The sequence below is a fragment of the Micromonospora sp. HM134 genome, assembly GCF_007833915.1.
Classification (GTDB): domain Bacteria; phylum Actinomycetota; class Actinomycetes; order Mycobacteriales; family Micromonosporaceae; genus Micromonospora; species Micromonospora wenchangensis.
This window is the reverse complement of the sequence record NZ_CP041061.1, coordinates 2161106-2187126: the sequence shown is the minus strand read 5'-3', so window position 1 is coordinate 2187126 and position 26021 is coordinate 2161106. Positions and strand designations below refer to the sequence as shown.

At 74.1% G+C, this 26021-nt stretch carries 21 protein-coding genes, 2 pseudogenes and 1 riboswitch; of the genes and pseudogenes, 11 read left to right on the top strand and 12 right to left on the bottom strand.

Going from position 1 to position 26021, the window contains the following annotated elements; translation table 11 throughout:
* Nucleotides 1–113: 113 nt before the first annotated feature.
* From FJK98_RS09755 to FJK98_RS09740, 4 genes are all read right to left on the bottom strand, one after another.
* Complete coding sequence (locus tag FJK98_RS09755) at nt 114–965, bottom strand: C39 family peptidase (protein WP_194821661.1); 852 nt, start codon at nt 963–965, stop codon at nt 114–116.
* Between the two features lie 270 nt (nt 966–1235).
* A riboswitch (cyclic di-AMP (ydaO/yuaA leader) is annotated at nt 1236–1380 on the bottom strand.
* A gap of 477 nt (nt 1381–1857) precedes the next feature.
* Entirely contained in the window at nt 1858–2619 is a 762-nt protein-coding gene (locus FJK98_RS09750; protein WP_145918730.1) for a hypothetical protein, read from the bottom strand.
* 129 nt (nt 2620–2748) lie between these two features.
* A complete protein-coding gene (locus FJK98_RS09745) occupies nt 2749–3144 on the bottom strand; it encodes a hypothetical protein (RefSeq protein WP_145918729.1) in 396 nt (131 codons plus the stop codon).
* 323 nt (nt 3145–3467) lie between these two features.
* On the bottom strand, nt 3468–4706 hold the full coding sequence (locus FJK98_RS09740) for an acyltransferase (protein ID WP_145918728.1): 1239 nt from the start codon (nt 4704–4706) through the stop codon (nt 3468–3470).
* A gap of 181 nt (nt 4707–4887) precedes the next feature.
* On the opposite strand from FJK98_RS09740, the gene FJK98_RS09735 reads away from it, so the two are divergent.
* The 3 genes from FJK98_RS09735 (at nt 4888) to pseI (ending at nt 8539) form a co-directional block, all read left to right on the top strand.
* A complete protein-coding gene (locus tag FJK98_RS09735; RefSeq protein WP_145918727.1) occupies nt 4888–6213 on the top strand; it encodes a polysaccharide pyruvyl transferase family protein in 1326 nt (441 codons plus the stop codon).
* 89 nt (nt 6214–6302) lie between these two features.
* Nucleotides 6303–7421, top strand: coding sequence for a glycosyltransferase (locus FJK98_RS09730; protein WP_145918726.1), 1119 nt, complete (start codon nt 6303–6305; stop codon nt 7419–7421).
* A 68-nt stretch (nt 7422–7489) separates the two neighbouring features.
* Nucleotides 7490–8539 (top strand): pseudaminic acid synthase, encoded by a 1050-nt coding sequence (gene pseI, locus FJK98_RS09725; protein ID WP_145918725.1) that lies wholly within the window; start codon nt 7490–7492, stop codon nt 8537–8539.
* Nucleotides 8540–8581: 42 nt separating this feature from the next.
* Here the strand turns inward: pseI and FJK98_RS09720 are convergent, their stop codons facing one another.
* Genes FJK98_RS09720 through FJK98_RS09705 form a run of 4 tightly spaced genes read right to left on the bottom strand, consistent with a single transcriptional unit; the run spans nt 8582 to nt 11228 of the window.
* A complete protein-coding gene (locus FJK98_RS09720) occupies nt 8582–9010 on the bottom strand; it encodes a hypothetical protein (protein WP_240762720.1) in 429 nt (142 codons plus the stop codon).
* Nucleotides 8994–9740: an SDR family NAD(P)-dependent oxidoreductase gene (locus tag FJK98_RS09715; RefSeq protein WP_145918724.1), complete on the bottom strand. Its 747-nt coding sequence runs from the start codon at nt 9738–9740 to the stop codon at nt 8994–8996. The genes FJK98_RS09720 and FJK98_RS09715 overlap by 17 nt, the downstream gene beginning before the upstream one ends.
* Nucleotides 9733–10980 carry an AMP-binding protein gene (locus tag FJK98_RS09710; protein WP_145918723.1) on the bottom strand — a complete coding sequence of 416 codons (1248 nt, stop codon included), beginning with the start codon at nt 10978–10980 and terminating at the stop codon, nt 9733–9735. The genes FJK98_RS09715 and FJK98_RS09710 overlap by 8 nt, the downstream gene beginning before the upstream one ends.
* Nucleotides 10977–11228, bottom strand: coding sequence for an acyl carrier protein (locus FJK98_RS09705; protein WP_168222407.1), 252 nt, complete (start codon nt 11226–11228; stop codon nt 10977–10979). Before FJK98_RS09705 ends, FJK98_RS09710 begins: the two co-directional genes overlap by 4 nt.
* Nucleotides 11229–11354: 126 nt before the next feature.
* Here FJK98_RS09705 and FJK98_RS09700 point away from each other — a divergent pair, with 126 nt between their 5' ends.
* Nucleotides 11355–11831, top strand: coding sequence for a GNAT family N-acetyltransferase (locus tag FJK98_RS09700; RefSeq protein ID WP_240762718.1), 477 nt, complete (start codon nt 11355–11357; stop codon nt 11829–11831).
* Nucleotides 11832–11937: 106 nt separating this feature from the next.
* On the opposite strand, the gene FJK98_RS09695 is transcribed toward FJK98_RS09700, so the two are convergent.
* The gene (locus FJK98_RS09695) at nt 11938–13704 is read right to left on the bottom strand and encodes a hypothetical protein (RefSeq protein WP_145918722.1); all 1767 of its coding nucleotides are present in this window, start codon (nt 13702–13704) and stop codon (nt 11938–11940) included.
* A 347-nt stretch (nt 13705–14051) separates the two neighbouring features.
* Between FJK98_RS09695 and pseB the strand changes: the two genes are divergently transcribed.
* The 7 genes from pseB to FJK98_RS09660 all read left to right on the top strand — a co-directional run bounded on the left by pseB (nt 14052) and on the right by FJK98_RS09660 (nt 21383).
* Nucleotides 14052–15035: a UDP-N-acetylglucosamine 4,6-dehydratase (inverting) gene (gene pseB / locus FJK98_RS09690; protein ID WP_145918721.1), complete on the top strand. Its 984-nt coding sequence runs from the start codon at nt 14052–14054 to the stop codon at nt 15033–15035.
* Nucleotides 15032–16189 carry a DegT/DnrJ/EryC1/StrS aminotransferase family protein gene (locus FJK98_RS09685; protein ID WP_145918720.1) on the top strand — a complete coding sequence of 386 codons (1158 nt, stop codon included), beginning with the start codon at nt 15032–15034 and terminating at the stop codon, nt 16187–16189. Before pseB ends, FJK98_RS09685 begins: the two co-directional genes overlap by 4 nt.
* 12 nt (nt 16190–16201) lie before the next feature.
* A complete protein-coding gene (locus tag FJK98_RS09680) occupies nt 16202–17038 on the top strand; it encodes a hypothetical protein (RefSeq protein ID WP_145918719.1) in 837 nt (278 codons plus the stop codon).
* Nucleotides 17035–18840 carry a class I SAM-dependent methyltransferase gene (locus FJK98_RS09675; protein ID WP_370517027.1) on the top strand — a complete coding sequence of 602 codons (1806 nt, stop codon included), beginning with the start codon at nt 17035–17037 and terminating at the stop codon, nt 18838–18840. Before FJK98_RS09680 ends, FJK98_RS09675 begins: the two co-directional genes overlap by 4 nt.
* 113 nt (nt 18841–18953) lie before the next feature.
* Nucleotides 18954–19652 (top strand): cytidylyltransferase domain-containing protein, encoded by a 699-nt coding sequence (locus tag FJK98_RS09670; protein ID WP_240762936.1) that lies wholly within the window; start codon nt 18954–18956, stop codon nt 19650–19652.
* A complete protein-coding gene (locus FJK98_RS09665; protein WP_145922661.1) occupies nt 19649–20737 on the top strand; it encodes a PseG/SpsG family protein in 1089 nt (362 codons plus the stop codon). Before FJK98_RS09670 ends, FJK98_RS09665 begins: the two co-directional genes overlap by 4 nt.
* A gap of 13 nt (nt 20738–20750) precedes the next feature.
* Entirely contained in the window at nt 20751–21383 is a 633-nt protein-coding gene (locus FJK98_RS09660) for an alpha-ketoglutarate-dependent dioxygenase AlkB (protein WP_145918718.1), read from the top strand.
* A 24-nt stretch (nt 21384–21407) separates the two neighbouring features.
* Here FJK98_RS09660 and FJK98_RS09655 read toward each other — a convergent pair whose 3' ends face one another.
* From FJK98_RS09655 to FJK98_RS34780, 3 genes and pseudogenes are all read right to left on the bottom strand, one after another.
* Nucleotides 21408–23897 (bottom strand): DNA topoisomerase (ATP-hydrolyzing) subunit A, encoded by a 2490-nt coding sequence (locus FJK98_RS09655; RefSeq protein WP_145918717.1) that lies wholly within the window; start codon nt 23895–23897, stop codon nt 21408–21410.
* A 39-nt stretch (nt 23898–23936) separates the two neighbouring features.
* Nucleotides 23937–24575: pseudogene (locus tag FJK98_RS34785) on the bottom strand (toprim domain-containing protein); the annotation flags it as partial.
* Between the two features lie 30 nt (nt 24576–24605).
* Nucleotides 24606–25967: pseudogene (locus tag FJK98_RS34780) on the bottom strand (DNA topoisomerase); the annotation flags it as partial.
* Nucleotides 25968–26021 lie beyond the last annotated feature (54 nt).

Below are 26021 nucleotides of genomic sequence, written 5' to 3'. Positions count from 1 at the left end.
TCGATGCGGTGGGGCCGATGTTGCGGTATCCGACTCCGCTGTATCGGGCCCCATGACGCGCGCCGCCCCGGCCACCCGTGATCGGGGCGGCCGGGGCGGGTGGGGTGGGTCGGTCAGGCGGAGTAGCCCCGGGTGGCGATCCAGTTCGCCAGGGTGGTCACACTGACCCAGTAGGCCGGCAGGGACGGGTCGGCCGAGTCGGCGATCCGCACGGTACGGCCGTTGTCCCGGTAGCCCACGGCGGCGACGTAGTGGCCGCCGGGGAAGGAGTGCCAGCCGCCGTCGAGGTCGGTGGCGTCCCCGGCCACGTTCGCGACCACGGCCCGCTGGTCGGTGACCGCCGCGACCACGTCGGCCCGCAGCCGCTCGACCTGCGCGTCGCTCGGGGTACCGGCGAACATCCGGGTCCGGTACGGGTCGCCCTTGACCACGGCGTTGAGCACCCGGGTGGTGTCCTCGGCCGAGTTGGTGCCCATCTCGGTGGTGCCCAACGCGGCGGCGAGGTCGTCCTGGCCGCGCTCGATGCCGGCCGCGCTGAGCGCGTTGCGCACCGCCGCCGGGCCGCAGTAGTAGTAGGTGATCTGGGCCTGGTAGTCGTAGCGCAGGACCTTCGACGACGGCGGCTTCGGGGCCGCCTTGCGGGTCAGGTCCGGGTCGGCGGTGGCCCGGGCCTTGGCCCGGGTGACGCGCGGCGACGGGGTGGGGCTCGCCGACGGGCTGGTCGAGGGAGTGGCCGACGGGCTGGCCGGCGCGGGGGTGGCCACCCGGGCCTGGGCGCGGCTGGCGACGTCGTCGAGGCGGGGGGCGGTCTCGGTCACGGCGGTGGCGCGCTGCTGTTCGGTCGGGGCGTCGTCGACCCCGGCGGCCAGGGCGGTGCCGCCGGCGGCCAGGACGAGGACCGCCGCCGAGCCGACGACCATCCGGTACGGGCGCTGGGCGCCCAGTCGGCGGAGCTGTCGCTTCATGTGGTGTTTCACGGGGTGTTCCTCCACGGGGCGAGGCGGCCGGGCACGCCGGACCGGCACGCGGCGGGTACGCCACGCGCGGATCGGGTGTTCAGCCGCTCGTTCGGCAGGGACCGCCCGACGGGAGCCGGACGGATCGGCGGTCGCCCGAACGGGGTCGGGCGGCGGGGTGGACGGCCGGTCAGCGCGTCAGGCGCGACGCTCCGGCGGCACCCCGGCACCGAGGTGGAGGGATTACCGAGGGGGTGGGGTCATGCTGCACGAGGATGGAACTCCTTCCGCTGCCGCCGACCGGGTTAGCTGACGGATTCGGGCGGGAAGATCGCCCTACCCCGGGCCGTGGCCCGGAGATTCACCCCAGGTGGTGCACATGGGTCCCCGGTTCGTGACTCGCACGATTGAGCGGGTCGGCGCGGCGTCGCCTCCTGCGATCGGAAACCGCACCGGACCGCAGCGACACTACTGGTCGCCCTTCCCTCCCGCCAAGCCCTGTGACCTGCGCAAACATCGTCGGGCTGACTTCTTTCCGGGGCACTCGGGCAGCGAGGGCCAGCCCCGGGGACGAAGCTTCGTCGGACCCCGGCGGGGCGACAACCGGACGACCCGACCACAACCTCCGATGATCATCGGGGTCGATGTGACCGCCTGTGACCGACTGTCCGATTCCCCCGTGCCGTGACGCCCCCCACACCGGGCTGAATAACAATTCGACCCCCGGCCCGCGCGGCCCTGGGCCCGGGGCAGGACCACCGCCCGCAACGGGGTCGAAGTCGCGGGGTCAACGCGAGGCGGACACCGCCACTTACGCGTCATTGTGTCGATCATCCCGGGCCGGGGCAGGCCCAGCGGGATCCGAGCCTCGTGAGGCCCGGGAGCGGCGGTCCCGGGGTGGTCAGCCGACCCGGGCCGGGTGCCAGCGGGTGGCCGGGGTCGGGCGGGTCGCCGCCGACGTCGCGGTACGGGGCAGCGGCACCCGGCCCGGCCGCACCCGCTGCGTCGCCGCGTACGCCTCGGCGGCCAGGGACCGGGCGGCCTCGGCGGCCAGCTCGGCGTCCCGCCACGCGACGCGTTCCCGCCAGGCCGCCGCCCGGTACGCCGCACGCCGGTCCTCCCGGATTGCGCGGGCGAGCATCACCTCGTGCTCGACGGGGTGCCGGCGCGGGTCCCAGCCGTCGCGGTGCGCGAAGACGTCCCGCAGCCGTTCCACCGACAGCTCGCCCCGCCAGTGCGCCGCCACCGCCTCCTGGTGCAGCCACCGCTCCCGGCCCGCGTACTCGGCCGGCGTCCGGGGGGTACGCGGGCTGGGCAGCGCCCCCGCGCCGGTGAACCGCCGGGCCGCCGTCTCCGCCTCGTCGTACTCCTGCCAGGCCCGGTCGAGGGTGTCCTGGGCGGCCAGCCAGGCGGCCCGGTGACGGCGGGCGGTCTGGGCGGCCCCGGCGGCGGCGACGGCCACCTCTTCGGCGTAGCGGCGCAGGTCGGCGACCGGGGGTGGGGCGTCCGGCGGCGGCACGACGGCGGTCACGTCGGTCGCCTGGTCCCGCTCGGGGCGGGCGACCAGGACGGCGAGGCCGGTCAGCGCGAGGACGAGCAGCAGGGACCAGATCGCGGTGGCGGTCGGCACCCCGGTCAGGAACTGGGAGAGCACGGTGTTCACGGGTCGGCACCTCGCGGGCGGAATGTGGCGGGTCGGGGCCGTACCGGGGCGGGACCGTTGTGGGCAGCGTCCGGCCGGTACGGGGACGAGATCGTGGCTGTGGTGGTGGGGCGGGTGGCCCCGCAGGGTTCAGCCCGCCGGGGGCGCCCGGGGCCCGACGGCGGCGGGCACCCGACCGCCCGGTGTCACCAGGGTGGCGGCCGGCAGCTCCCGTGCCGCACCGGCCGGCGCGACGGACATCCCGGCGTCGACCCGGTCGGTTGCCACCACGTCGACCCGCCCGGTCCCCCGGTCGTCGGCGCGGATGCCGTCGCCCAGGCCGAACGGGGTGTCGAGGGCCACGGCGGCGGGGAGGGAGTGCGACGCGTCGGTCGACAGTGCGGTCGGGGCCGGGTCGAACAGCAGGGGGCCGGACAGCGCCGGGCCGGCGGCGGCGAACGCGAGTGCGACGGCGAGGCCGGCGAACAGCCGGGACATCCCGCGCGCGACCCACCACAGGGGACTGGTGAGCGCGACCGGGAACACGGGACCACGCTACCGCCGGGCCGACCGGCCCGCAGCACCGCCGGGCGTGTCGCCGCGCCGGTCGCGTATGGCAACCGGTCACACCCGGGCGGGTGACGGACCCCGGCCCGGCATCCACTATGGAGGGAACACCGCCACCGCCCGCGCCACACCCGGCACCGCCGCCGAGCCCGGCAGGGAGGGGCAGGGCGGCAGCGAGCAGGGCGGGACGCGCAAGGCGCAGAGCCGGACGCGCAGGGAACAGAGCCGGACGCGCAGGGAACAGAGCCGGACGCGCAGGGAACAGGGCCGGACGCGCAGGGAACAGAGCCGGGCCGGCCGGGTCAGTGCGGGTCGCGCGGTCCCGCGTACTCGACGGGGCGGTCGTCGCGCGGCCCGCCGTCGGCCCCCCTCGGCCCCGGCACGACGGCCGGCCCGCCGGCACCCGGAGCACCGGCACCCGGAGCACCGGCGGCGGCAGCAGGAGCAGCGGGGGTGGCCGGGGTGGTGCGGCGGCGGGGGGCGAGGCGGCGCATCATCGGGGTCTCCACGAAGCGGTGCAGCGCGGCGGCCAGCGCCAGGTTCACCACCAGGAAACCGAGCACGGCCAGCGGCCCCAACCAGCCCGGCAACCCCACACCCCAGTGCCCGGTGAGCCGCAGCACCGTCATCATCACCAGCACGTGCACCAGGTAGAAGGCGAACGACACCTCACCGAGCCAGATCAGCGTGCGGTGCCGCCACGGCGACCGGCGACCCTGCACGTCCGCGCGGGCCGCCGCCGGAATGACCAGGATGTACGCCACCGACAGCAGCGCCGCCCACAGCTCGGCCGGGATCCAGTGCGCCACCACCCAGACGACCACGAACAGCACGCTGGCCAGGGACAGCCCGGGGCCCCGCCAGTGACCACGGCGCAGCAGTTCGGCGGCGGCGACACCCAGCCAGAACTCGGTGGAGCGGACCAGAGGGAAGACCTGGGTGAACCACCAGTTGCTGCCCTCGGGCAGCAGTTGCTGGCCGGGCCAGAGCGCCAGGATGACCAGCGGCACCGCCACCACCACGGCCCAGAGCAGGCCGGAATGGGCCCGCCGGATCGCCGGCAGCGCCAGCGGCAGGCAGAGGTAGAAGAACAGCTCGCAGGAGAGCGACCAGCTCACGTTGTTGATGCTGTAGAAGTAACCGGGAGTGGGGTCCCACGCCTGGACGAGGAAGAGGTTCTCCAGCGCGGCGCGGGGCACCACCGGGTCGGCGAACCACCACATCACCAGCAGCGCCGCCGCCCAGGTCAGCACGTGGTTGGGATAGATCTTGGCGAGCCGGCGACGCCAGAAGTCCCGCCGCCGGTCGCCGTCGCGGGCCGACCAGACCAGCACGAAGCCGCTGAGGATGAAGAAGAACTGCACCCCGGACAGGCCCAGGGTGAACAGCCAGTCGACCACCGCCTTGGCGTCGGGCTGGGTGACGATCCGCATGGTGCCGACGTGGTAGCCGAAGACCAGCATGGCGGCGATCCAGCGCAGCCCGGTCAGCGACGGCAGGCGGTTCAGCGCCGGGGACGCGGTGGTGGGCACGCTGGTCACCCGGGGCACCCTACCGGCACGCCCCGTTCCCGGCGACGGGCCGGGGTGGTGCGGATGTGCGGAAGGTGTACGAAATCCCTCCACTGCCCTAACATCGCGAGACCTGTCGGTGTCGTCGTATCCGTGGGCCAGGTCGGCGGCCCCGCGGAGGCGCCCGGCGAACGAGGAACGGAGCGAAGTGGTGCACCAGCGGATCCTGATGCGGGCGAAGAAGGACCCGTTCGACGTACGCGGACCGGAGGAGGCGTACGAGGGGAACTGGATCGGGGAGAACAACGGCAACCTGGTCTTCAGTCACGCCGCGCACAAGCTGCTGCGCACCTCCACCGCGCGGATCACGTCGACCGAGTTCAAGGTCGACCTGCGCGACGCCGACCGGATCAACGAGCAGTACGACGTGTACGTCATCCCGCTGGCCAACGCGTTCCGGCGCAGCTACGCCCACCGCATCGAGCTGATGACGAAGCTGGTCGAGCGGCTGCGCATCCCGGTGGTGGTGTTCGGGGTCGGCGTGCAGACCGACATCCACGGCGACCGGGAGTACCTGCGTCCGATCGACGACGTGGTCAGCCGGTTCGTCCGGGCGGCGCTGGAGCGGGGACCGAGCATCGGCGTACGCGGGGAGATCACCGCGCAGTACCTGAACACGCTCGGCTTCTCCGCCGTCGACGTGATCGGCTGCCCGTCGATGTTCCTGCACGGCGACCAGTTCCGGGTGGAGAAGTCCGCGCCGGCCCTGACCACCGACGCCCGGGTGGCGCTGACCGTCTCCCCGTACGTCAAGTCGATGGCGAAGATCATCGCCTCGCACCAGGCCCGCTACCCCAACCTGCGCTACCTCCCGCAGGACCTCAAGACGCTGGGCACCCTGCTCTACGGTGACGCGCCGCAGGACCGGGGCAAGACCAGCGCCATCCCGGTCCACACCTCGCACCCGCTGTTCACGCAGGACAAGGTGCGGATGTTCCTCGACCCGTGGACCTGGATGGACTACCTCTCCGGTTTCGACTTCGCGTTCGGCACCCGCATCCACGGCACCATCACCGCGCTGGTCGCCGGCACCCCCGGCTACCTGTTCGCGCACGACTCGCGCACCCTGGAGCTGGCCCGCTACTTCGACATCCCGCACCGGCTGATGCCGGACGTGCCGGCCGACGTGGACGCCGCGCAACTCTACGCCGAGGCCGACTACACCGGCCTGAACACCGGGCACCGGGCCCGCTACGAGGTGATGCGCGCCTTCCTCGCCCGGCACGACCTGGGCAACGCGTTCGACGACGGCGACAGCGCGGCCCGCTTCGACGCGCAGGTCCGCGAGACGGTGTTCCCGCCGGCGGTCCGGCCCGCCTCGGCCAGTTCGCCCGAGGAACTGCTGGCCCGCATCCAGTGGCTGCGCGACCGCAACGCGGCGCTCGGCGACGACGTACGGGAGCTGCGTGACCAGCGGCTGCGGGCCCGGGTGCGGCGCGCGGTCCCCGCACCGGTACGGCGGATGCTGAACCGTTAACCTGCCGCTCGGCCGCTGTTCAGCAGCTCCATCTCCACCGGATACGTCACGTTCCGTGGCCGTCCATACCCGTGCACCAGGGTGGCGGGGTGGTCATCCAGCCCGCGCCCACCCCGCTGCTCAGCGTCGTCGTCCCGGTCCACGGGGTGGAGGCGTACCTGCACCAGTGCCTCGACTCGGTGCGCACGGACGTGCCGGCCGACGCGGCGGGCGCGGTCGAGATCGTCGCCGTCGACGACGCCTCGCCGGACCGGTGCGGGGAGCTGCTGCGCGCGTACGCGGCCGAGCATCCGGGGGTGCGCACGGTGCACCTGACCCGCAACGTCGGGTTGGGTCCGGCCCGCAACGCCGGCCTGGACGTGGCGACCGGCGAGTACGTCTGGTTCGTCGACAGCGACGACTGGTTGCCGCCGGGCACCGTCGCGGCGGTGCTGGAGCGGCTCCGGGCGCACCGCCCCGACGTGCTGATGCTCGACCACCTGCGGGTACGCGACGACGGCCGGCGCGAGGTGGACGCGAGCAGTCACCTGCTGCGCGGCATCCCCGGGGTGGTCCGGCTGGCCGACCGTCCCGGGCTGCTGCGGGTGCAGCACACCGCGTGGAACAAGGTGGTCCGCCGGGCGTACCTGCACGCGCTGGAGCTGCGCTTCCACCCCGGCTGGTACGAGGACATCCCGTTCAGCAACCCGCTGCTCATCGGCGCGGAGCGGATCTCCGTGCTGGACCGGGTCTGCTACCTCTACCGGCAGGGCCGGCAGGGCGCGATCACCTCCACCCGCAGCGGCCGGCACTTCGACGCCTTCGACCAGTACGACCGGCTGTTCGACTGGGTCGCCCGCCGGTACCCGGACGAGCGGCTGCGCGGTGAGCTGTTCGCCCTGATGGTCAACCACATGCTGGTGGTGGTCGGCAACGACGGCCGGCTCCACCCGCACCTGCGCCGGGAGTTCTTCCACCGGGTCGCCGCGCACTACCGCCGGCACCTGCCGCCGGGCGGCTACCCCCGGCCGGGCGGGGTGGCCGGGCTCAAGCACCGGCTGGTCGGTCGGGACAACTACCTCGCGTACGCGGTGCTGCGCCAGGCGCACCGGCTGGCGGGGTGGCTGCGCCGCCCGGTCGCCACGCCGCAACCGGTGCCGCCGGTCGTCGGGCCGGCCCACGACTCCCCCGCCGACCGCGACGCGCTGGCGGGTCGCGGCAGCCGGTGACGGCCGGCCACCGCCGGGGGTCGGCGGTCGGGGTACGAGCAACGAGCACAGGGAACAGGGGTCTTGGGATGACGACAGTGAAGATCGGGCCGCACCTGGTGGGGGCCGGGGAGCAGCCGTTCGTGGTGGCGGAGATGTCCGGCAACCACAACGGCGACCTGGGCCGGGCGCTGGCGATCGTGGACGCGGTGGCGGCCAGCGGGGCGCACGCGCTGAAGTTGCAGACGTACCGGCCGGACACCATCACCATCGACGTGGACACCCCGGCGTTCCGGATCTCCGGCGGGCACGAACTGTGGGGCGGGCAGAACCTCTACCGGCTCTACGAGCGGGCCCACACCCCGTACGAGTGGCACGGGCCGATCTTCGAACGGGCCCGGGAGCGGGGGCTGACCGTGTTCTCGTCCCCGTTCGACCCGTCGGCGGTGGAGCTGCTGGAGGGGCTGGACGTCCCGGCGTACAAGATCGCCTCGTCGGAGCTGGTCGACCTGCCGCTGATCCGGCTGGTCGCGGGCACCGGCAAGCCGCTGGTCATCTCCACCGGCATGGCCACGCTCGCCGAGATCGACGCGGCGGTGCGCACCGCCCGCGACGGCGGGGCCGGCGGCATCGTGCTGCTGGCCTGCACCGCCGCCTACCCGGCCCCACCGGCCGACAGCAACCTGCGCCGGATTCCGGTGCTGGCCGACGCCTTCGGGGTGCCGGTCGGCCTGTCCGACCACACCCCGGGCATCGGGGTGCCGGTGGCCTCGGTGGCCCTGGGCGCCTGCTTCATCGAGAAGCACGTCACCCTCGACCGGGGCGACGGCGGCGTCGACTCCGACTTCTCGCTGCACCCCGACGAGCTGGCCGCCCTGGTGGTGGAGTCGGCACGGGCGCACGCGGCGCTGGGCGGCACCGCCGTCGGGCCGACCCCGGCCGAGCGGGAGGGGCTGCGGTTCCGCCGTTCCCTGTTCGTGGTGGCCGACGTCCGGGCCGGCGACGAGGTGACCGCCGCGAACGTCCGCTCGATCCGCCCGGCCGGCGGCCTGCCCCCGATGGAGATCGACCGGGTCCTCGGCCGCACCTTCACCACCGACGTCCCCCGGGGCACCCCCCTGAGCTGGGACCTCATCTGACACCGCCCACCCCGTCCCGCGCCACCGCGGGGCGGGGCGCGTTCAGGGGGCGAAGGCGACCGTGACCACCAGGTCGGCCAGGCGCAGGGTGCGCCAGACCGCACGGGTGTGCGGGGGTACGGCCAGCCCGTGCCGCCGCCACCAGGCCGCCACCGGCACCTCGGCCAGCTTGCACAGGCTCTCCGCCCGGGTCCAGCGGGCCCAGAAGTCGGCCGGGCCGAAGCGGGCGGCCAGCGCGGGCGGGACCTCGGCGGTGGCCCGTTCGGCGTCGATCGCCACCCGCCAACCGGGGGTCGCCGGCCCGTACCAGCCGACGCAGCGCCCGTCGTCGAGGTGGCTGCGGGTCACCGCGTACCGCAGTTCGGTGGGGGTGCCGACGCGCAGGTGCCGTTCGGCGGCACCCAGCAGCGCCGGCACCGGCCGCAGCCCCACACCCCGGCCCGGGTGGGCCAGGTCAGATCGAGGCGGCACCGTCGACCACGATGACCTGGCCGTTGATGTTGGTGTGCGCGCACAGCAACATCCGCACCACCGGGACTACCTCGGCCGGTTCGGTCAGGTGGCCGGTGGGGGTGCGACGGACGATCTGGTCGAGCTGGGTGCTGCCCAGCACGGCGGACATCTCCGAGGCGAAGAAGCCCGGCGCGACGGCGTTGACCAGCATCCGCCCGCCCAGCTCACGGGCCAGCGAGCGGGTCGCCGCGTCCATTCCGCCCTTGGTGGCCGAGTACGCGACCAGGCCGGGGAAGCCGCGCTGGGCGCAGATCGAGGTGACGTTGACGATCCGCCCGCGCCGGCCCTGGGCCAGCATCCGCCGGGTGACCAGGCGGGTGAGCTGCAACGGCGCGGTCAGGTTGGTCTCGACGATCCGGGCGATGTCGGCGGTGGCGGTGTGCGTGTGCATCGAGTCCTGCCCGACGGCGGCGTTGTTGACCAGTCCGTCGACCGGCCCGAACCGCGCCTCGACCGCCCGGAGGAACCGCTGGGCCGCCGCGAGGTCGGTGACGTCCACCGCCCCGACGTGCACCCGCTCGGGGTGCTCGGCGGCCAGCTTCTCCAACTCGGGGGTGACGGTACGGGCGAACGCGGCCACGGTGAGGCCGGCGTCGAGCAGGTCGGTGACGATGGCCAGGCCCAGCCCCCGGGACCCGCCGGAGACGAGGACCACGGTGCTGGCGGGAACGGGCGGGGAGTCAGACATCGCTCTTCAGGGTCTCCTTGACGGGGATCTCGGTCAGCAGGCGGATGCGGCGGGGCACCGCGTACTCGGGGAGCCGGTCGGCGCACCAGCGCACCAGCGCGCCCTCGTCGGGCGGTTGCCCGGCGTCGCCCGGTGCGGTGATGGGGACGACCTCGGCGACCACCATCCGGCCGAGCACCGGCGCGCGGCGGCCGGTGACCCGGGCCCAGGCGACCCCGGGGTGGGCGGTGAGCACGGCGCGGACCAGCCCGGCGGAGACCTTGCTGCCGCCGACGTTGATCTCGTCGGAGTCCAGCCGGCCGGTGATCACCACCCGGTCGTCGACCACCTGGGCCCGGTCGCCGGTGCGCACCGGCCCGTCGAGGCCGACCCCGTGGTGCGGGGACGTGATCACCAGTTCGTCGTCGCGCAGGGAGAGGGTGGGGCGGCCCGGGGTGACCCGGTCGAGCCAGCCGACCGGGAACCCGGCCCGCCCGTCGTGCACCACGATCGACGCGCCGACCTCGGAGGAGGCGTAGATCCAGGAGATCCGGGCGGCCGGGAAGAGCTCCCGCAGGCGGTCCAGGACGGCCTGGTCGACCGGTTCGCCACCGAGGGTGAGCTGGCGCAGCGGCACCCGGGCCAGCGCCTGCGGATCGCGGTGCAGGGTGCGCCGCCAGAAGGTGGGGGTGCCGGAGACGGCGTCGACGCCGTGCGCGGCGGCGATCGCCGGCCAGTCGTCCAGCTCGGCCGGGTCGACCACCACGAGGTGCTGACCGGGCCGGGTCAGCGACAGGGTGACCACCTGCCACCAGGCGTAGCTGCCGGGGGCGTACGGGCAGAGCCAGGTCCGTTCCGGCTGCGCCGACCGCACGGTGGTCAACGAGTCGAGGGTGTGCCCGACCCGCTTGGGCCGCCCGGTCGACCCGGAGGTGAGCAGCCAGAGCCGACCCGCCTCGGACGCCCGGGGGACGGCCGGCGGCGCGGTCTGCGGCACCCCGGCGGTGAGCACGGTGACGGCGAACCCGGCGGCGCGCAGTTCGTCCCGCATCGTCGCGTCGACCCGGGTGGGGGCGGCGAGCAGCAGTTCGGTGCCGTCGACGGCGTGCCGCCGGGCGACGGCGAGCGCGTCGGCGGCACCGGCGGCGAGGACCACCCCGGGGGACGGCAGCGCCGGGGCGGGCAGGTCGCGCCAGCTCCGGGCCACCCCGGCGACGACGACCCGGTTGTCCAGCCCGGCCGGCGAGGTCGCGACGGTCACTGCCGCTGGAGTTCGGCGAGGAAGTCGAGGACGTCGGAGACGGTGGCGATCCGGCGCAGGCCGGGGGCGTCGAAGTTCAGCTCCTCGCCGGTGGCGTCCTCGACCCGCAGGGCCAGCTCCGAGAAGTCCAGCGACCGGAAGCCGATCTCCCGCAGGTCGGTGGAGTCGTCGTCGGGCAGCGCCCGGCCCTGGTTGCGCAGCACCTGCGCCATGAGGTCGCGAATCTGCGCGCGACTCAATTCGTTCATGCGCCGGAGTGTACAGCCCGACAATTACCCGGCCGCTTTACCCGGGTAGGGTCCGCAGGGGTCCACCGGGTGAATAACAAAGGGGTACGGGTGCTGCGCGAGGCCACTACGGACGACGTTAACCTGATGTTGTCCTGGCGTAATCAGGAAACCAACCGGCAGGTCAGCAAGACCAGTCACGAGATCACCGCCGCCGAGCACGCGGCGTGGTGGTCGCGGGTGCGTACCGATCCGGCCCGGCGGGTGCTGATCTACCTGTACGACGACCGGCCGGCCGGCGTGGTGACCTTCTTCGACCTACGTCCGGACAGACCGCAACGCACCGCTTCCTGGGGTTTCTACCTGGATGCCGACGGGTTGGCCGGGCGGGGGGCGACGCTGCCCGCCTGGCTGGGCGTGATGCGGGCGGCGGTGGACCACGCCTTCGACGTGCTCGCGCTGGACCGGCTCGACGGCGAGGTGCTGGCGGACAACACGGTCGTACGGCAGATGAACCGACGGTTCCGGTTCGTCGAGGGCACCGCTCGACGCGAGTCGCACGACGGCCGGGAAATCACCGTCGTCCCCATTTCACTGACCCGGGAGAACCGTCGCCGCCGCTGATTTCCCCGATTGTCCGGCGACCATTCACCGGCCCGCCACCCCCCGTTAACCGAATTGCACGGCCGACGTCCGGCGGGGCGCGGTTCCGGGCGACGCGGCGATGGAATCAGGCACGCCGCCAGGCGGCCCAGCGCTGCTGCGGGTTGCCGCCCAGCCGGACGAAGCCGTACCGGGCACCGTCCCAGTCGTCCGGCTCGCCGGGGGCCCACCGGACGAAGACCACGTCGGCGTCGGCCGGTGGGTCGTCCCCGAACCACCGCACGTCGGCCCAGGTGACCTGGTGGCTGAGGTTGAACCGGAGCACCCACTGCACGCCGAGCGACGCCCAGACCCGGTCGCCGGGGCGTACCCCGAGGTCGGCCACCCGGGGGGTGGGGGCGGTCGCCGCGACCACCGGCCGGACCAGCCGGTCGGTGATCACCTGCATGGTGCCGAGGTTCACCGCCACCAGCGCGGCGAGGACCGGCAGCCGCCACCGGGGCAGCCGCAGGGCGGCGACCAGCAGCAGGCAGCCGGCCACCCCGACGGCGGCCCCGGTGAACGGCCGGAACTCCCGCCAGCCACCGGTGAGCGCCATCAGGTCCGGCGCGCCGAACCCGCCGTAGCGCAGCTCGTGTCCCCGGCTGGCGACCCAGGCGAGCCGGGCGGCGATCAGGGTCGCGCCGCCCAGCAGCAGGCCCACCGCGACCGCCGCCCGCCGCCACCGCTGCCGGGGCGTCGCGGTCACCAGCATCCCCACCCCGAGCAGCAGCCAGAACGGGGCGAGCATCTGCACGTACCGGCCGTAGATGGCGTCCAGCGGCTTACTGGTGATGCCGGCCAGGATCACCGACGCGCCGGCCGCCACCCCCACGCTGGTGACCAGCGCCACGCCGACCGTCCACCGGGTCGCCCCGGACTCGTCCGCCGGGCCGGCGGACGAGTCCGGGGACGCGGCGGGGGTGGGGCGGAGCAGGAGGCGGACGGCCCCGGCCCAGGCGACGCCGGCCAGCCCGAGGGTGATGACCACCAGGTACCAGAGCTGGGTGGCGACCGCCGCGCCGACCCGCAGCAGCCCCGGCCCGGAGGCGACCGCCCGGACGGTGCCGCCTCCGGGCGGGTCGCCCAGCAGGTAGACCCGGTCGCCGAGCAACCGGATGACCACCTCGTTGAGCAGCGCCAGCGCCAGCACCGGCAGCACGGCGGCGAGCACCTGCGCCGGGCTGACCCGCCGCCGCAGGAACAGCAGCAGCACCAGGCCGGCGTGCACGCCCACGATCACCAGGCCCCGGGAGTGCAGCAGATGGAACGCCCCGACCAGGGTGCCGGCCCCGGCGGCGACCAACGGGCCGGGCCGGCGCACCCAGTGGTGCACGACCAGCAGCCAGGCCAGCACCAGCGGCGCGAGCACCGCGTCGATCATCGCCACCCCGGCGTAGAACACCGTCGCCGGCAGGGTGGCCGCGACCACGGCGGCGGCCAGGGCCACCGCCGGGCGCACCGGCACCAGCCGGCGCAGCAGCAGGTACGAAAGCGGCAGCACCGTTGCGTTCACCGCCGCGTTGATCAACTGCACCAGCCGGTAGCTGTCGGCGAAGTCCCGCTCCCCGAGGAACGCCGGGGAGATCAGCAGCGGGTAGCCGACCCGGCGCAGCGGCCCGTTCTCGCTGCTGAAGCCGCCCGGCCCGCCCGCCAGCGCGCGGGCGGTGTGCAGGTAGCTGTCCTCGTCGGTGTGCGCGATGGGCAGCGGCACGTGCCGGGACAACCACATCCGCCAGCCGACGCCCAGCAGCCAGCCGACCACCAGCAGCACCGGCACCAGTCGGCGGCGTCGCCCGGCCGGCTCCCCGGCCGGGTCGGCGACCCGGTGTCCCACCTCGGTGACGGCCACCATGCGTCGCCTCCTGCCTCGTCGGGGCACACCCGCCGGCCGGCCCGGGACGCGCGGCGGTCCCGGCCCGCAGGCCGGGCCGGTGGGGGCGGTGCCCGGCCGTGGGTGTCGGATGCGCCTGCGGCGGATGCCCACCGACCGCGCCGGGCCACTGTAGTCAGCGGCGTACCCGCTGGTCAGCCGGCAGCGGCCGGGTCGGCAAGTGTTCGCCTGCCGGGGGGCCGGCATTCACACGACCAGCGTGGGCGGTTAACCCGGGGGCGTCGGTGCGTTAACCCGCCGTGGCTAGCGTCCGTCCGGTCGCCTGGCCCCGAGCCGGCGGCGCACACCACGAGCTGGGGAGCACCAAATTGAGTGAGTTGAATGGGTCCTCCATTCTGGTCACCGGCGGTACGGGGTCCTTCGGGAAGACGTTCCTCCGGCACGTCCTCGACGTGGCCGACCCGGCCCGGGTGGTGGTGTTCTCCCGCGACGAACTCAAGCAGTACGAGCTGCGCCAGCAACTCGGCGACGACCCCCGGCTGCGCTGGTTCATCGGCGACGTCCGGGACCGGCACCGGCTCACCCGGGCCATGCACGGCGTCGACCACGTGGTGCACGCCGCCGCCCTCAAGCAGGTGGACACCGCCGAGTACAACCCGTCGGAGTTCATCGCCACCAACATCACCGGCTCGCAGCACGTGGTCGACGCGGCCATCGAGGCCGGCGTCCGGAAGGTCATCGCGCTCTCCACCGACAAGGCGTCCAGCCCGATCAACCTGTACGGCGCGACCAAGCTCGTCGGCGACAAGCTCTTCGTCTCGGCCAACCACTACGCCGCCCAGCACCCCACCCGGTTCGCCGTGGTCCGCTACGGCAACGTGGTCGGCAGTCGGGGTTCGGTGGTGCCGCTGTTCCGCCGGCTCGCCGACGAGGGCAAGAGCCTGCCGATCACCGACAAGCGGATGACCCGGTTCTGGATCACCCTGGACCAGGCCGTGCAGTTCGTGCTGGACAGCTTCGACCAGATGCAGGGCGGCGAGCTGTTCGTGCCCCGCATCCCCAGCATGCGCATCCTCGACCTGGTCGAGGCCGTCGCCCCGGACGCCACCACCCACGAGATCGGCATCCGGCCCGGCGAGAAGCTGCACGAGGAGATGATCGCCCCGGACGACAGCCGCCGGACGCTGCGCGCGAAGGACCGGTTCATCGTCCAGCCCACGATCGCCACCTGGGGTTACCGGCCGCCGGTCGACTGCGAACCGGTGCCGGACGGCTTCGCCTACCAGTCCGACGGCAACGACGAGTGGTTGACCGTCCCGCAGCTGCGCGACATGCTCGGCATCGCCGCATGACGGCGATGCTCCCGTACGGCCGGCAGTCGGTGACCGACGACGACGTCGCCGCCGTGGTCGCCACCCTGCGCAGCGACTGGCTCACCACCGGCCCGCAGGTCGACGCCTTCGAGGCGGACCTGGCGGGCTGGACCGGCGGGGCCGGCTGCGCCGCCGTCGCCAACGGCACGGCCGCCCTGCACGTGGCCTACGCGGCGGCGGGGGTGGGACCCGGCGACGAGGTGGTGGTGCCGCCGATGACGTTCGTGGCGACGGCCAGCAGCGCGGTCGCCCTCGGCGCGCGGATCGTCTTCGCCGACGTCGAGGAGGAGACGTACACCCTGGACCCGGCGGCGGCAGCCGCCGCGACCACCGCCCGGACGAAGGTCGTCGCGGCCGTCGACTACGCCGGCCACCCGGCCGACTACGACGCCCTGCGCACCGCCCTGGCCGGCTCCGACGCGCTGCTGCTGGCCGACGCGGCGCACTCCGTCGGGGCCACCTACCGGGGCCGGCCGGTCGGGTCGCTGGCCGACCTGACCACCTTCTCGTTCTTCCCCACCAAGAACCTCACCACCGCCGAGGGCGGCGCGGTCGCCGCCGGCGACCCGGAGCTGCTGAAGCGGGCCCGCCGGTTCCGCAACATCGGCCTGGTCCGGGAACGCGACGAGCTGCGCACGCCGGACGAGGGCGGCTGGCACCAGGAGGTGCACTCCTTCGGGCTGAACTACCGGCTGCCGGACGTGCTCTGCGCGCTGGGCCGCAGCCAACTGCGCCGGCTCGGCGACTTCCTCGCCGCCCGCGCCCGGCTGGTGGCCCGCTACGACGAGGCGCTGGCCGACCTGGACGGGGTGCTCACCCCGGCCCGCCGGTCCTGGGCCGCCCCCGCCTGGCACCTGTACCCGGTCCGGGTCCTCGACGGCCGCCGCCGCGAGGTGTACGACCGGATGCGGGCCGCCGGCATCGGCGTACAGGTCAACTACCTGCCGGTGCACTGGCACCCGGCCTTCGCCGACCTGGGCTACCGGCGCGGGTCCTGCCCGGTGGCCGAGGCGTTCTACGCCCAGCAGCTCTCGCTGCCGCTGTACCCGGGCCTCACCGACACCGACCAGGACCGGGTGATCGACGCGCTCGGCGCGGCGCTGCGCGGCGTCACCGCGCCGACCGCCGCCTGACCGGGGGAACCGATGCACCACGCGAACCACTTCTACGGCCACGCCCACGTGCTGGCCCGCTACTGCGGGCTGGGCGACGGCCACCCGCCCCGGATCAACGGGTACGTCCAGCACGGCTGGAACATCGGCGACGGCCTCGCCCCCGGCCACCCGTACGCCGAACGCACCCCCAGCCTGCTCTGGTCGGAGCAGACTCGGCGGCGGGCCTGGTCGGTGGGGCGGCGCAACGTGGTGGTCACCGGGGCGCCCTTCGCGTACCTGCTCGACCTGCGCGCCGACGACCCGCCGCCGGCCGAGCGGGAGGGCACCATCTGGTACCCGTTCCACGGTTGGGAGGGCCAGCACGTCAAGGGCGACCACCGGGCGCTGATCGCGCTGATCCGGGCCACCGAACCCGGCCCGGTCACCGTCTGCCTCTACTGGCACGAGTACGGGATGCGCCGGGTGCGGCGGCTCTACGAGAACGCCGGCTTCCGGGTGATCTGCCACGGCTACCGGGGGCACTGGTGGCGGGACACCGACCCGCTGTTCCTGGACAAGCAGCTCACCGAGCTGCGCCGGCACGCCCGGGTGGCGTCCAACCGGTTGACCAGCGCCATCTTCTACGGCATCGCCGCCGGTTGCGAACCGGCCGTCTACGGCGACCCGATGATCCTGGCCAAGGAGGACCCCACCTTCGGCGGCACCGCCCGCATCCGCCGGCAGTGGCCGGAGCTGCACGGCGAGTCGGTGGACCTGCCGACCGCCGTCGGGATCGCCCGCGCCGAGCTGGGCACCGACCACCGCTGCACCCCGGCCGAGCTGCGGGAGCTGCTCGGCTGGGCGCACCCCGCAGGAGGAACGAGTTGACCACTGGAACCACCGCCCCCGTCGTCCTGCCCGGCGGGGAGATGCTGGCCTGGTCCGACCTGCCGGAGCAGCGGCTGGCCGACGGTGGGCCGCTGGGCGCGCTGGCCGCCCGGGTCGTCCCGGCCGGGGCGCGGGTGCTGCTGGCCGGGCCGCACGACCCGGCGCTGCTCGACCGCCTCGCCCACGCCGAGGTGACCTGCCTGCTGCGCAGCCACCCGGACGCGGTGGCGCTGGCCGACCGGGCCGCCCGGGTGATCGTCGGCGGGCCGGCCGGACTGGACCCGGCCGACACCTTCGACGTGGTGGTGGCCGGGGCCGGGCTGGACGCCGTCGAGTCGGTGGAGGGTGCCCGGCTGGGCTGGGCGGGGGTGCTGGCCCGGCTGGCCGCCGCCCTGCGTCCCGGCGGCACGCTGCTGCTGCGGCTGGACAATCCGCTGGGGGTGTCCCGGCTGGTCGCCCCGACCCCCTGGTACGCCGACCGGGGCGACGCGGCGTGGAGCATCGGCGGGGTGCTCGACGCGGGCCGCCCGGCCAACCGGGAGCAGCTGCGGGCCCGGCTCGCCGAGGTGGGGCTGACCGTCGACACCAGCTACGCCGCGTACCCCGGTCCGGGTGCCGCGACGGCCCTGGTCGCCGCCGACGCGCTGGAGCAGCGGCCCACCTCGGGGCTGCTCGACGCGGTGCTGCACGGTGCCTGTGCCGGTGGGTTCGCCGGTGGCCCGGTGCTCCAGGACCCGGCCCGGCTGGCGGTCGACGCGCTGCACGCCGGGCTCGGCGCGGCGCTGGCCCCCGGCTGGCTGACGCTGGCCCGCCGCCCCGGCCACGGCGCGTCCACCGGCCCGGCGCTGCCGGTGGTGCTGGTGCAGACCGGCCCGCCCGGGGTGGGGGTGGTCGAGGTGTCCGACGGGCCCGACGGCTGGCACTGGGCGGTCACCGGCGGCGGGGCCGACCGGACCCGGCCGGCGCCCTTCGCCAGCCGGGAGGCCGCCCACCGGGACCCGACCGCGCTCACCGGCCCGGTGCCGCCGGGACGGCTGCTGCGCACCGTGCTGCTCGACGGCTGCCTGCGCCGCGACCTGGACGCCCTGCGCCGGCTGCTGCGCGGCTACGCGGGGTGGCTCGCCGGGCAGGCCGACCCGGACGGGCGGCTCACCGGCGCGGCGGCGCTGGCCGACCCGGACACCGTGGTCGTGGACGGGGACGCCTTCGCGGTGCTCGACCCGAGCTGGCGGGCCAGCGAGCCGCTGCCCGTGGAGGTGACGCTGGCCCGGGGGCTGTGGCGGTTCGCGGTCACCCTGCTCACCGGCGGCTACGCCCACCCGTGGCCGTCCACCCTGGACGTCGCCGGGTTGACCGTGGTCCTCGGCGGCGTCGCCGGGCACGACCTGGACCGGGCCACCGTCGACACGGCCGTGGAGACCGAGGCGGCGGTCGCCGCCGCGCTGCGCGGCCTGGACGCCGACGGGCGGGGGACGCTCGCCACCGAACTGCGGGCGGTCACCCCCACCGACCCGCCCGCCGGGCCGCGCAGCTACCAGCAGATGCGGGAAGCCTGGGTACGCCAGCGGGAGGAGCTGACCCGGCTGGCCGCCCTGCTGAAGTGGACCGAGGAGCTGCTCACCTCGCGGGAACGGGCGCTGCGCCGCGCCGACGCCACGATCAACCTGCTCAGCGGCTCGCTCAGTTACCGGGTGGGCCGGCTCGCCATCACCCCGGCCCGGCTGGCGAAGCGGGGTGCGCGGGCGGCCAAGCGGCGGGCCCGCGAGGCCCTCGGCCCGAAGCCGCAGGAGGAGCAGCAGTGACCGCCCCGGCCACCCCGCCGACGGGCCGGCCCGGCAGCGCGGAGGTCCCCGGACGGGACGCGGCCGGGTCGCCCGGCTGCGACCTGCGGATCGTCGGGATCGTGCAGGCCCGGATGGGTTCGTCGCGGCTGCCCGGCAAGGTGCTGCGCCCGCTGGCCGGACGCACCGTGCTCGGCCGGGTGGTCCGGGCCGCCCGGGACAGCGGGGTCCTCGCCGACCTGGTGGTCGCCACCAGCGTCGACCCCGTCGACGACGCGGTGGTCGCCGAGTGCGCACGGCTCGACGTGCCCGTGCACCGGGGGCCGGTGGACGACGTGCTGAGCCGCTTCGTCGGCGCGCTCGACGCCCACCCGGGCGACGCCGTGATGCGGTTCACCGCCGACTGCCCGCTGCTCGACCCGGAGATCGTCACCCTGGTGGCGACGGTCTACCGGGCCGTCCCCGGGCTCGACTACGCCAGCACCTCGATCGCGCGTACCCTGCCCCGGGGGCTGGACGTGGAGATCATCCGGGCGGACGCGCTGCGTACCCTGGACCGGCTCGCCACCGACCACCACCGGGTGCACGTCACGTCCTTCGCGTACGCCCATCCGGAGCTGTTCCGGGTGCTCGGGGTGACCCTCACCCCGGACCGGTCCGCGCTGCGGCTCACCCTCGACACCGACCGGGACTGGGCGCTGGTCCGCGCCGTCGTCGACCACTTCGGCGACGTCAGCGTGCCGCTGGCGAAACTCGCCGACTGGCTGGACGGGCGGCCCGAACTGCGTACCCTCAACTCCTCGGTACGCCAGAAGCGGCTGGAGGAGTCCTGAACCCACCACGGATCGGGCTGCGCTGCGACGCCGGCCCGGACACCGGCGTCGGGCACCTGGTGCGCTGCCTGGCCCTGGGCGAGGAGTTCCTGGCCCGGGGTGCCCGGGTCGAGCTGTTCGGCACGGTCGACCGGGTCGGCTGGGCCGCCGCCCACCTGGCCGCGTGCGGCATCCCGGTCCACCCCGGCCCGGACACCCCCGCCGGGCTGGTCGAGGCGGCCCGTACGCACGCCCTCGACGCGTTCGTGCTCGACTCGTACGAGCTGGACCCGGCCGGGGCCGGGGCGCTGCGGGCGGCCGGCGTGCTCACCCTGGCGATCGTCGACGGCGACACCCGGGGCCAGGACGCCGACCTCTACCTGGACCAGAACTTCGGCGCGGACACCCCCGACGGGCAGCCCACCGCCGGCGCACCCGGCGACGGGCGGCTGCTGGCCGGGGTCCGGTACGCGCTGCTGCGCGACGCGGTGACCGCCGCTCGGCCGGCCGCCCCGCCCCCGGCCACCCCGGCGCCCCGCCCCCGGGTGCTCGCCTTCTTCGGCGGCACCGACGCGGTCGGCGCGGCCCCGGTGCTGGCCCGGGTGCTGCTCGGCACCGGTCACCCGATGGCGGTGACCGTGGTCGTCGGCAGGCCGGAGGTCGAGGCCGAGTTGACGCGGGTCGGCACCGGGCGGGGGCAGTCGCTGCGCCTCGTCGCACCGACCGACGCCCTGCCCGCGCTGATCGGCGCGGCCGACCTGGTGGTCAGCGCCGCCGGCACCTCCACCTGGGAGTTGTGCTGTCTCGGTGCGCCCGCCGCCCTGGTCTGCGTGGTGGACAACCAGCGCGACGCGTACCGGCGGGTGGTGGCGCACGGGCTCGCCGCCGGCCTCGGTGAGTTGCCGGAGCTGGCCGCGCCGGGGTTGGCGGGCCGGGCCGCGCGGGCGGACGCGGCCCGCACCCTGCGCACCCTGCTGGCCTCCCCCCGGCGGCGGGCGGCGCTCGCCGCCCGCGCCTGGGCCACCGTCGACGGGCGCGGCCGGCAGCGGGTGGCCGGGGCCGTCCTCACCCGGATCGCCGATCGTACGGGTGTGCTAAAACCCTGATAGGGTGCCGGTTATGCCGCAGGCCGCCTACCAGCCGTCGATGCTCGACCTCACCGAAGCCGGCCCGACGCTGACCCCGCTGGCCGGGCTGCGCCGCCGGGTGCTCACCCGGGGCGCCTGGGTCGACCACCTGCCCGGCTGGGTGCACGGCTCCGACACGGTCCTCGACACCCTGCGCACCGACGTCCCCTGGCGGGCCGAACGCCGCACCATGTACGACACGCAGGTCGACGTCCCCCGCCTGCTCAGCTGGTACGGCCCCGACCGCCCGCTGCCGCACCCGCTGCTCACCGCCGCCCGCACCGCGCTGAGCCGGCACTACGCCGCCGAACTGGGCGAGCCGTTCGTCACCGCCGGCATGTGCCTCTACCGCGACGGGCGGGACAGCGTCGCCTGGCACGGCGACACCCTCGGCCGTTCCGCGCACACCGACACGATGGTGGCGATCGTGTCGTTCGGCGCGCCCCGCCCGCTGCTGCTGCGTCCCCGGGGCGGCGGCGACACCCTGCGGTTCCCGCTCGGCCACGGCGACCTGGTGGTGATGGGCGGGTCCTGCCAGCGCACCTGGGAGCATGCCGTGCCCAAGACCACCCGCCCGGTCGGCCCCCGGGTCAGCGTCCAGTTCCGCCCCGTCGACGTCGCCTGACAGTGCCGACGGGGCGGCCGGTCGTCAGTCGCGTTCGATGAGGTGCCCGACGACGGTCGGGCCGAGCATGACGGCGAAACCGGACCCGTCGCGCCGCGGATCGGCCGGCGGCAGCTCCACCGGGTCACCGGTCGCCGTCGCGCCCACCGGCCGCGCGCCGATCCAGGCCACCACCAGATCCGTCTCACCCTTGAGGAACCGCTGCGCCCGTACCCCGCCGGTCGCCCTGCCCTTCGCCGGATACGACGCGAACGGCGTCACCTTGACCGTCGCCCCCGTCGAGGTGACCACCATCGGCTCCCCGTGCACGGCGTCGTCGGTGCGGACCGCGCCGAAGAACACCACCCGGGCACCCGCCGGCAGGCCGACCCCGGCCATCCCGCCACCCTTGAGCCCCTGCGGGCGGACCAGGGCCGCCGCGAACCGCAGCAGCGACGCCTCACTGGTCACGAAGGCCAACGTCTCGCTGCCGTCGGCGAGCCAGGTGGCCCCCACCACCTCGTCGCCCGACCGCAGCGAGATCACCTCGAACTCGTCGGACCGCACCGGCCACTCCGGCGTGCACACCTTGACCACACCCTGCCGGGTGCCCACCGCCAGGCCCGGTGAGCCCTGCGCGGTCGGGCCGAGCGGGGCCAGCCCGATCACCGTCTCCCCCGCCGCCAGCGGGACCAGCTCGGCGGCGGCCATCCCGCCCCGCAGCGACACCGTGCCGGCCTGCTCGGGCAGCACCGGCAGCGGCAACACGTCGACCTTGAAGGCCCGGCCGGCGCTGGTGACCAGCAGCACCCGGCCCCGGGCCGTGGTGTGCACGACCGCGCGTACCGTGTCGTGCTTGACCCGGCCGTTGCGCCGACGCCCCTCGGACGCCTCCTCCGACTCGGCCGCCGTCCGGGCGACCAGCCCGGTCGCCGAGAGGATCACCTGACACGGGTCGTCGGCCACCTCCAACGGCCCGGCCGGCACCGACGCGGCCAGCACCTCCTTGAGGTCCCCGTCGACCAGGGTGGTCCGCCGCGGCCCGGAGAATTGCTTCACCACGGCGGCCAACTCGTCGGAGACGACCTTCCGGAGCACCTTCGGATCGTCGAGGATCTTCGACAGCGCGGCGATCTCCCCACGCAGCTTCTCCTGCTCGGCCTCCAGCTCGATCCGGTCGTACTTCGTCAACCGGCGCAGCGGGGTGTCCAGGATGTAGGTGGCCTGGATCTCGGAGAGCTTGAACTTCTGCATCAGGCCGTCCTTCGCGGCCTGGGCGTCCTCGCTGGCCCGGATCAGCTTGACCACCCGGTCGATGTCGAGCAGGGCGATCAGCAGACCGTCGACCAGGTGCAGCCGCTCCTCCCGCTTGCGCCGCCGGTACGCGCTGCGCCGGGTCACCACCTCGTAGCGGTGGGCCAGGAACACCTCCAGCAGCGCCTTCAGCCCGAGGGTGCGCGGCTGGCCGTCGACCAGCACCAGGTTGTTGATGCCGAAGGACTGCTCCAGCGGGGTGAGCCGGTAGAGGTCGGCCAGCAACGCCTGCGGGTTGACCCCGACCTTGCACTCGACGACCAGCCGGGTGCCGCTCTCCCGGTCGGTGAGGTCCTTGACGTCGGCGATGCCGGTGAGCCGCTTGGTCTTGTTGACCTCGTTGGTGATCGCCGCGATGACCTTCTCCGCGCCGACCCCGTACGGCAGCTCGACCACCGTGATCGCCTGCCGGCCCCGGCTGCCCTCCAGCGGGCCGATCTCGACCCGGCCGCGCATCCGCACCACACCGCGCCCGGTCTCGTACGCCCGGCGCACCTCGTCCAGGCCGAGCAGCAGGCCGCCGGTCGGCAGGTCGGGGCCGGGGACGAACTCCATCAGCTTGTCGAGGTCGGCGTCCGGGTGGTTGATCAGCCAGCGGGCGGCGGAGACCACCTCGCCGAGGTGGTGCGGGATCATGTTGGTGGCCATCCCGACCGCGATCCCGGACGCCCCGTTGACCAGCAGGTTGGGGAAGGCCGCCGGCAGCACGGTCGGCTGGGTCAGCGAGCCGTCGTAGTTGGGCTCGACGTCGACGGTGTCCTCGCCCAGCTCACCGACGAGCAGCATCGCCTCCCGGGAGAGCCGGGCCTCGGTGTAGCGCGCGGCGGCCGGGCCGTCGTCCGGGGAACCGAAGTTGCCGTGCCCGTCGATCAGCGGCGCGTTCAGGGAGAAGTCCTGGGCGAGCCGGACCATCGCGTCGTAGATCGCCGTGTCGCCGTGCGGGTGGTACTTGCCCATCACGTCGCCGACGATCCGGGCGGACTTCACGTGCCCCCGGTCGGGGCGGTGGCCCTGCTCGTGCATCGACCACAGGATGCGCCGGTGCACCGGCTTGAGGCCGTCGCGGGCGTCGGGCAGGGCGCGGGAGTGGATGACCGAGAAGGCGTACTCCAGGTAGGAGTCGGAGACCTCGGTGACCAGCGGGTTGTCGAAGACCCGCGCGCCGGCCTGGTCGAAGGCGGACAGGTCCACCTTGGCGCGGTCGTCCTTACGGCGTGCCATCGTTCAGCTCTCTTTTCGGATGTACGGCGGCCACGGTGCTCATGCGTCGATCGCGTCGCGGTCGACCCGGTCGGAGGAGTCGATCAGCCAGTTGCGGCGCGGTTCGACCTTTTCGCCCATCAGCAGTTCGAGGATGCGCTCGGCGGCGTCGACGTCGTCGAGGGTGATCCGGCGGACCGCCCGGGTGGCCGGGTTCATCGTGGTCTCCCACAACTCGTCGGCGTCCATCTCACCGAGGCCCTTGAAGCGCGGGATCGGGGTGACGATCTGCCTGCCGGCCTTCTCAAGCTTGCGGACCGTCGCCTCCATCTCGGCCTGGGTGTAGGTGTAGGTGGTCTGCGGGTTGCGCCCCTTCGTGGTGATCTTGTGCAGCGGCGGCATCGCGGCGTAGAGCCGGCCGGCCTCGATCAGCGGTCGCATGTAGCGGGCGAACAGGGTGATCAGCAGGGTCCGGATGTGCGCGCCGTCCACGTCGGCGTCCGCCATGATCAGCACCCGGCCGTAGCGCAGCGAGGACAGGTCGAAGGTACGCCCCGAGCCGGCCCCGAGCACCTGCACGATCGCCGCGCACTCGGCGTTGTCCAGCACCTGCTGGAGGTTCGCCTTCTGCACGTTGAGGATCTTGCCGCGAATCGGCAGTAGCGCCTGGTATTCGGAGGTACGAGCGACCCGAGCACTGTTGTGGACGAAGACTCCGGCTTCGAGGGCGAAATTGTGGTAGCCGTCAACCGTCAGGTCGTAGACGTCCGCTGTCTCGTCAAGCGGCTCGACCGACACGACACGGTGGTTCACCAGATTGACCGCCTCTCGGAGGCGGGCGTAATCGCCGTCGTAGAACGCCAGGAGTCGGTCGAACCGGAGTCCCGTGCGTGCGGACCTCAGACGCTCGGTCTCGTACGCCGCAGCAAGCTCCGCATCCGGTAGCACCAGCAGCGGAGCGAGCCGCTTGAGCGCGGCCCGCCGCCTGCCCTCCTGTTGGCGACCGACACGCTCGCCCTTGGGCACGTTGGCCACGTAGGCCGCCCGACCGGCCTGCGCCTTGGCAAGGTGACCGGTGCCCGGGTCCGCCAACCGCTGCTTCATCAGACGTGAGTGACGGGCCCCGAATTCAGGGTTCTCCTCGTGCCAGGCCCGCACCGCGTTGCGCTGGCGTTCCCGCTCGGCAGGGTCACTGAACTGTTCGACGGTCTTTCGCGACCGCCAGGCACGCAGCTCGGAGTTGTCCCACTGCCGCACCGAACGCGCCCGCCAGGCGGAACGACGGGCAGGGTCCGCGAAATAGTTCCGGACGCGCTCCGCAGCAGCCTCACGGTGCTCGGGCTGTGACCAGTACTGGGCCTGCCGGTCTCGCATCCGGTCGGCGTAGGCGGCCTTCTCCTCGTCATCGAGCGCGTTGTACCAGTCCTGGAATCCATTTTCCAGCTTGGCCCGAAACTCGGGTGACTCGTTGAGCGCGAACAGCCGGGCGAGACACGCCTCACGGAATGCGGGATCGCGCCACTGCGCGCTGAGCATGGCCGACTTGAACTCCCGGCCGCCGTTGGCAAACCACTCCCGCCAGCCCGCGTGGACGTGTTCGCCCATCATCGCGGCGTGCAGTGCTGAGTGGTCGGCCCAGGTCATCCGTTGAATGTTCCGCGGATCGTTGTTGCGCTTGTTGATGTCGATGTGGTGGCGGACGTTGCCGTTGGTGGCGCTGTCACGACCGTGACGGAGATTCCAGGCGTCGGCGAGGTAGTGGGTGTAGACCCACTCCTCCCGGTCGTTCATCCAGATCCGTTCGTATCCGTGCAGCTTGTGCCCCTCGGTCTTACTGGAAACGCTCCGGTACAGGGGCATGAGCGATTCACCGGGGACCAGGGCATCGGCCCGTCGGTAGGAACCGTCACGCAGCCGGAAGAGGTGATCCGGTGTGCAACGCACCGACGCGCCGTTGTCGAGCTGCACCCGGACCAGCCGGGCAGCTCTCTTGGTGAGGCGGGGCTCCACCAGAGGGGCGACCACCACGCGCCCCGCCTTGTTGGTGGTGTAGCCGAAATGGGTCACTCCCCGCTGCCAGTCCGCGGCCAGATCGGCAAGGGACCGGGCCTCGCCGGAGGCGAGCGCCACCATGGTGTCGCCGGT

Coding starts and splice junctions, on each gene's coding strand:
- FJK98_RS09755 (WP_194821661.1), bottom strand. CDS start 965: ATGAAGCGACAGCTCCGCCGACTGGGCGCCCAGCGCCCGTACCGGATG.
- FJK98_RS09700 (WP_240762718.1), top strand. CDS start 11,355: ATGTTGTCCTGGCGTAATCAGGAAACCAACCGGCAGGTCAGCAAGACC.
- FJK98_RS09705 (WP_168222407.1), bottom strand. CDS start 11,228: ATGAACGAATTGAGTCGCGCGCAGATTCGCGACCTCATGGCGCAGGTG.
- FJK98_RS09655 (WP_145918717.1), bottom strand. CDS start 23,897: ATGGCACGCCGTAAGGACGACCGCGCCAAGGTGGACCTGTCCGCCTTC.
- FJK98_RS09685 (WP_145918720.1), top strand. CDS start 15,032: ATGACGGCGATGCTCCCGTACGGCCGGCAGTCGGTGACCGACGACGAC.
- FJK98_RS09680 (WP_145918719.1), top strand. CDS start 16,202: ATGCACCACGCGAACCACTTCTACGGCCACGCCCACGTGCTGGCCCGC.
- FJK98_RS09695 (WP_145918722.1), bottom strand. CDS start 13,704: ATGGTGGCCGTCACCGAGGTGGGACACCGGGTCGCCGACCCGGCCGGG.
- FJK98_RS09660 (WP_145918718.1), top strand. CDS start 20,751: ATGCCGCAGGCCGCCTACCAGCCGTCGATGCTCGACCTCACCGAAGCC.
- FJK98_RS09670 (WP_240762936.1), top strand. CDS start 18,954: ATGGGTTCGTCGCGGCTGCCCGGCAAGGTGCTGCGCCCGCTGGCCGGA.
- FJK98_RS09715 (WP_145918724.1), bottom strand. CDS start 9,740: ATGTCTGACTCCCCGCCCGTTCCCGCCAGCACCGTGGTCCTCGTCTCC.
- pseI (WP_145918725.1), top strand. CDS start 7,490: ATGACGACAGTGAAGATCGGGCCGCACCTGGTGGGGGCCGGGGAGCAG.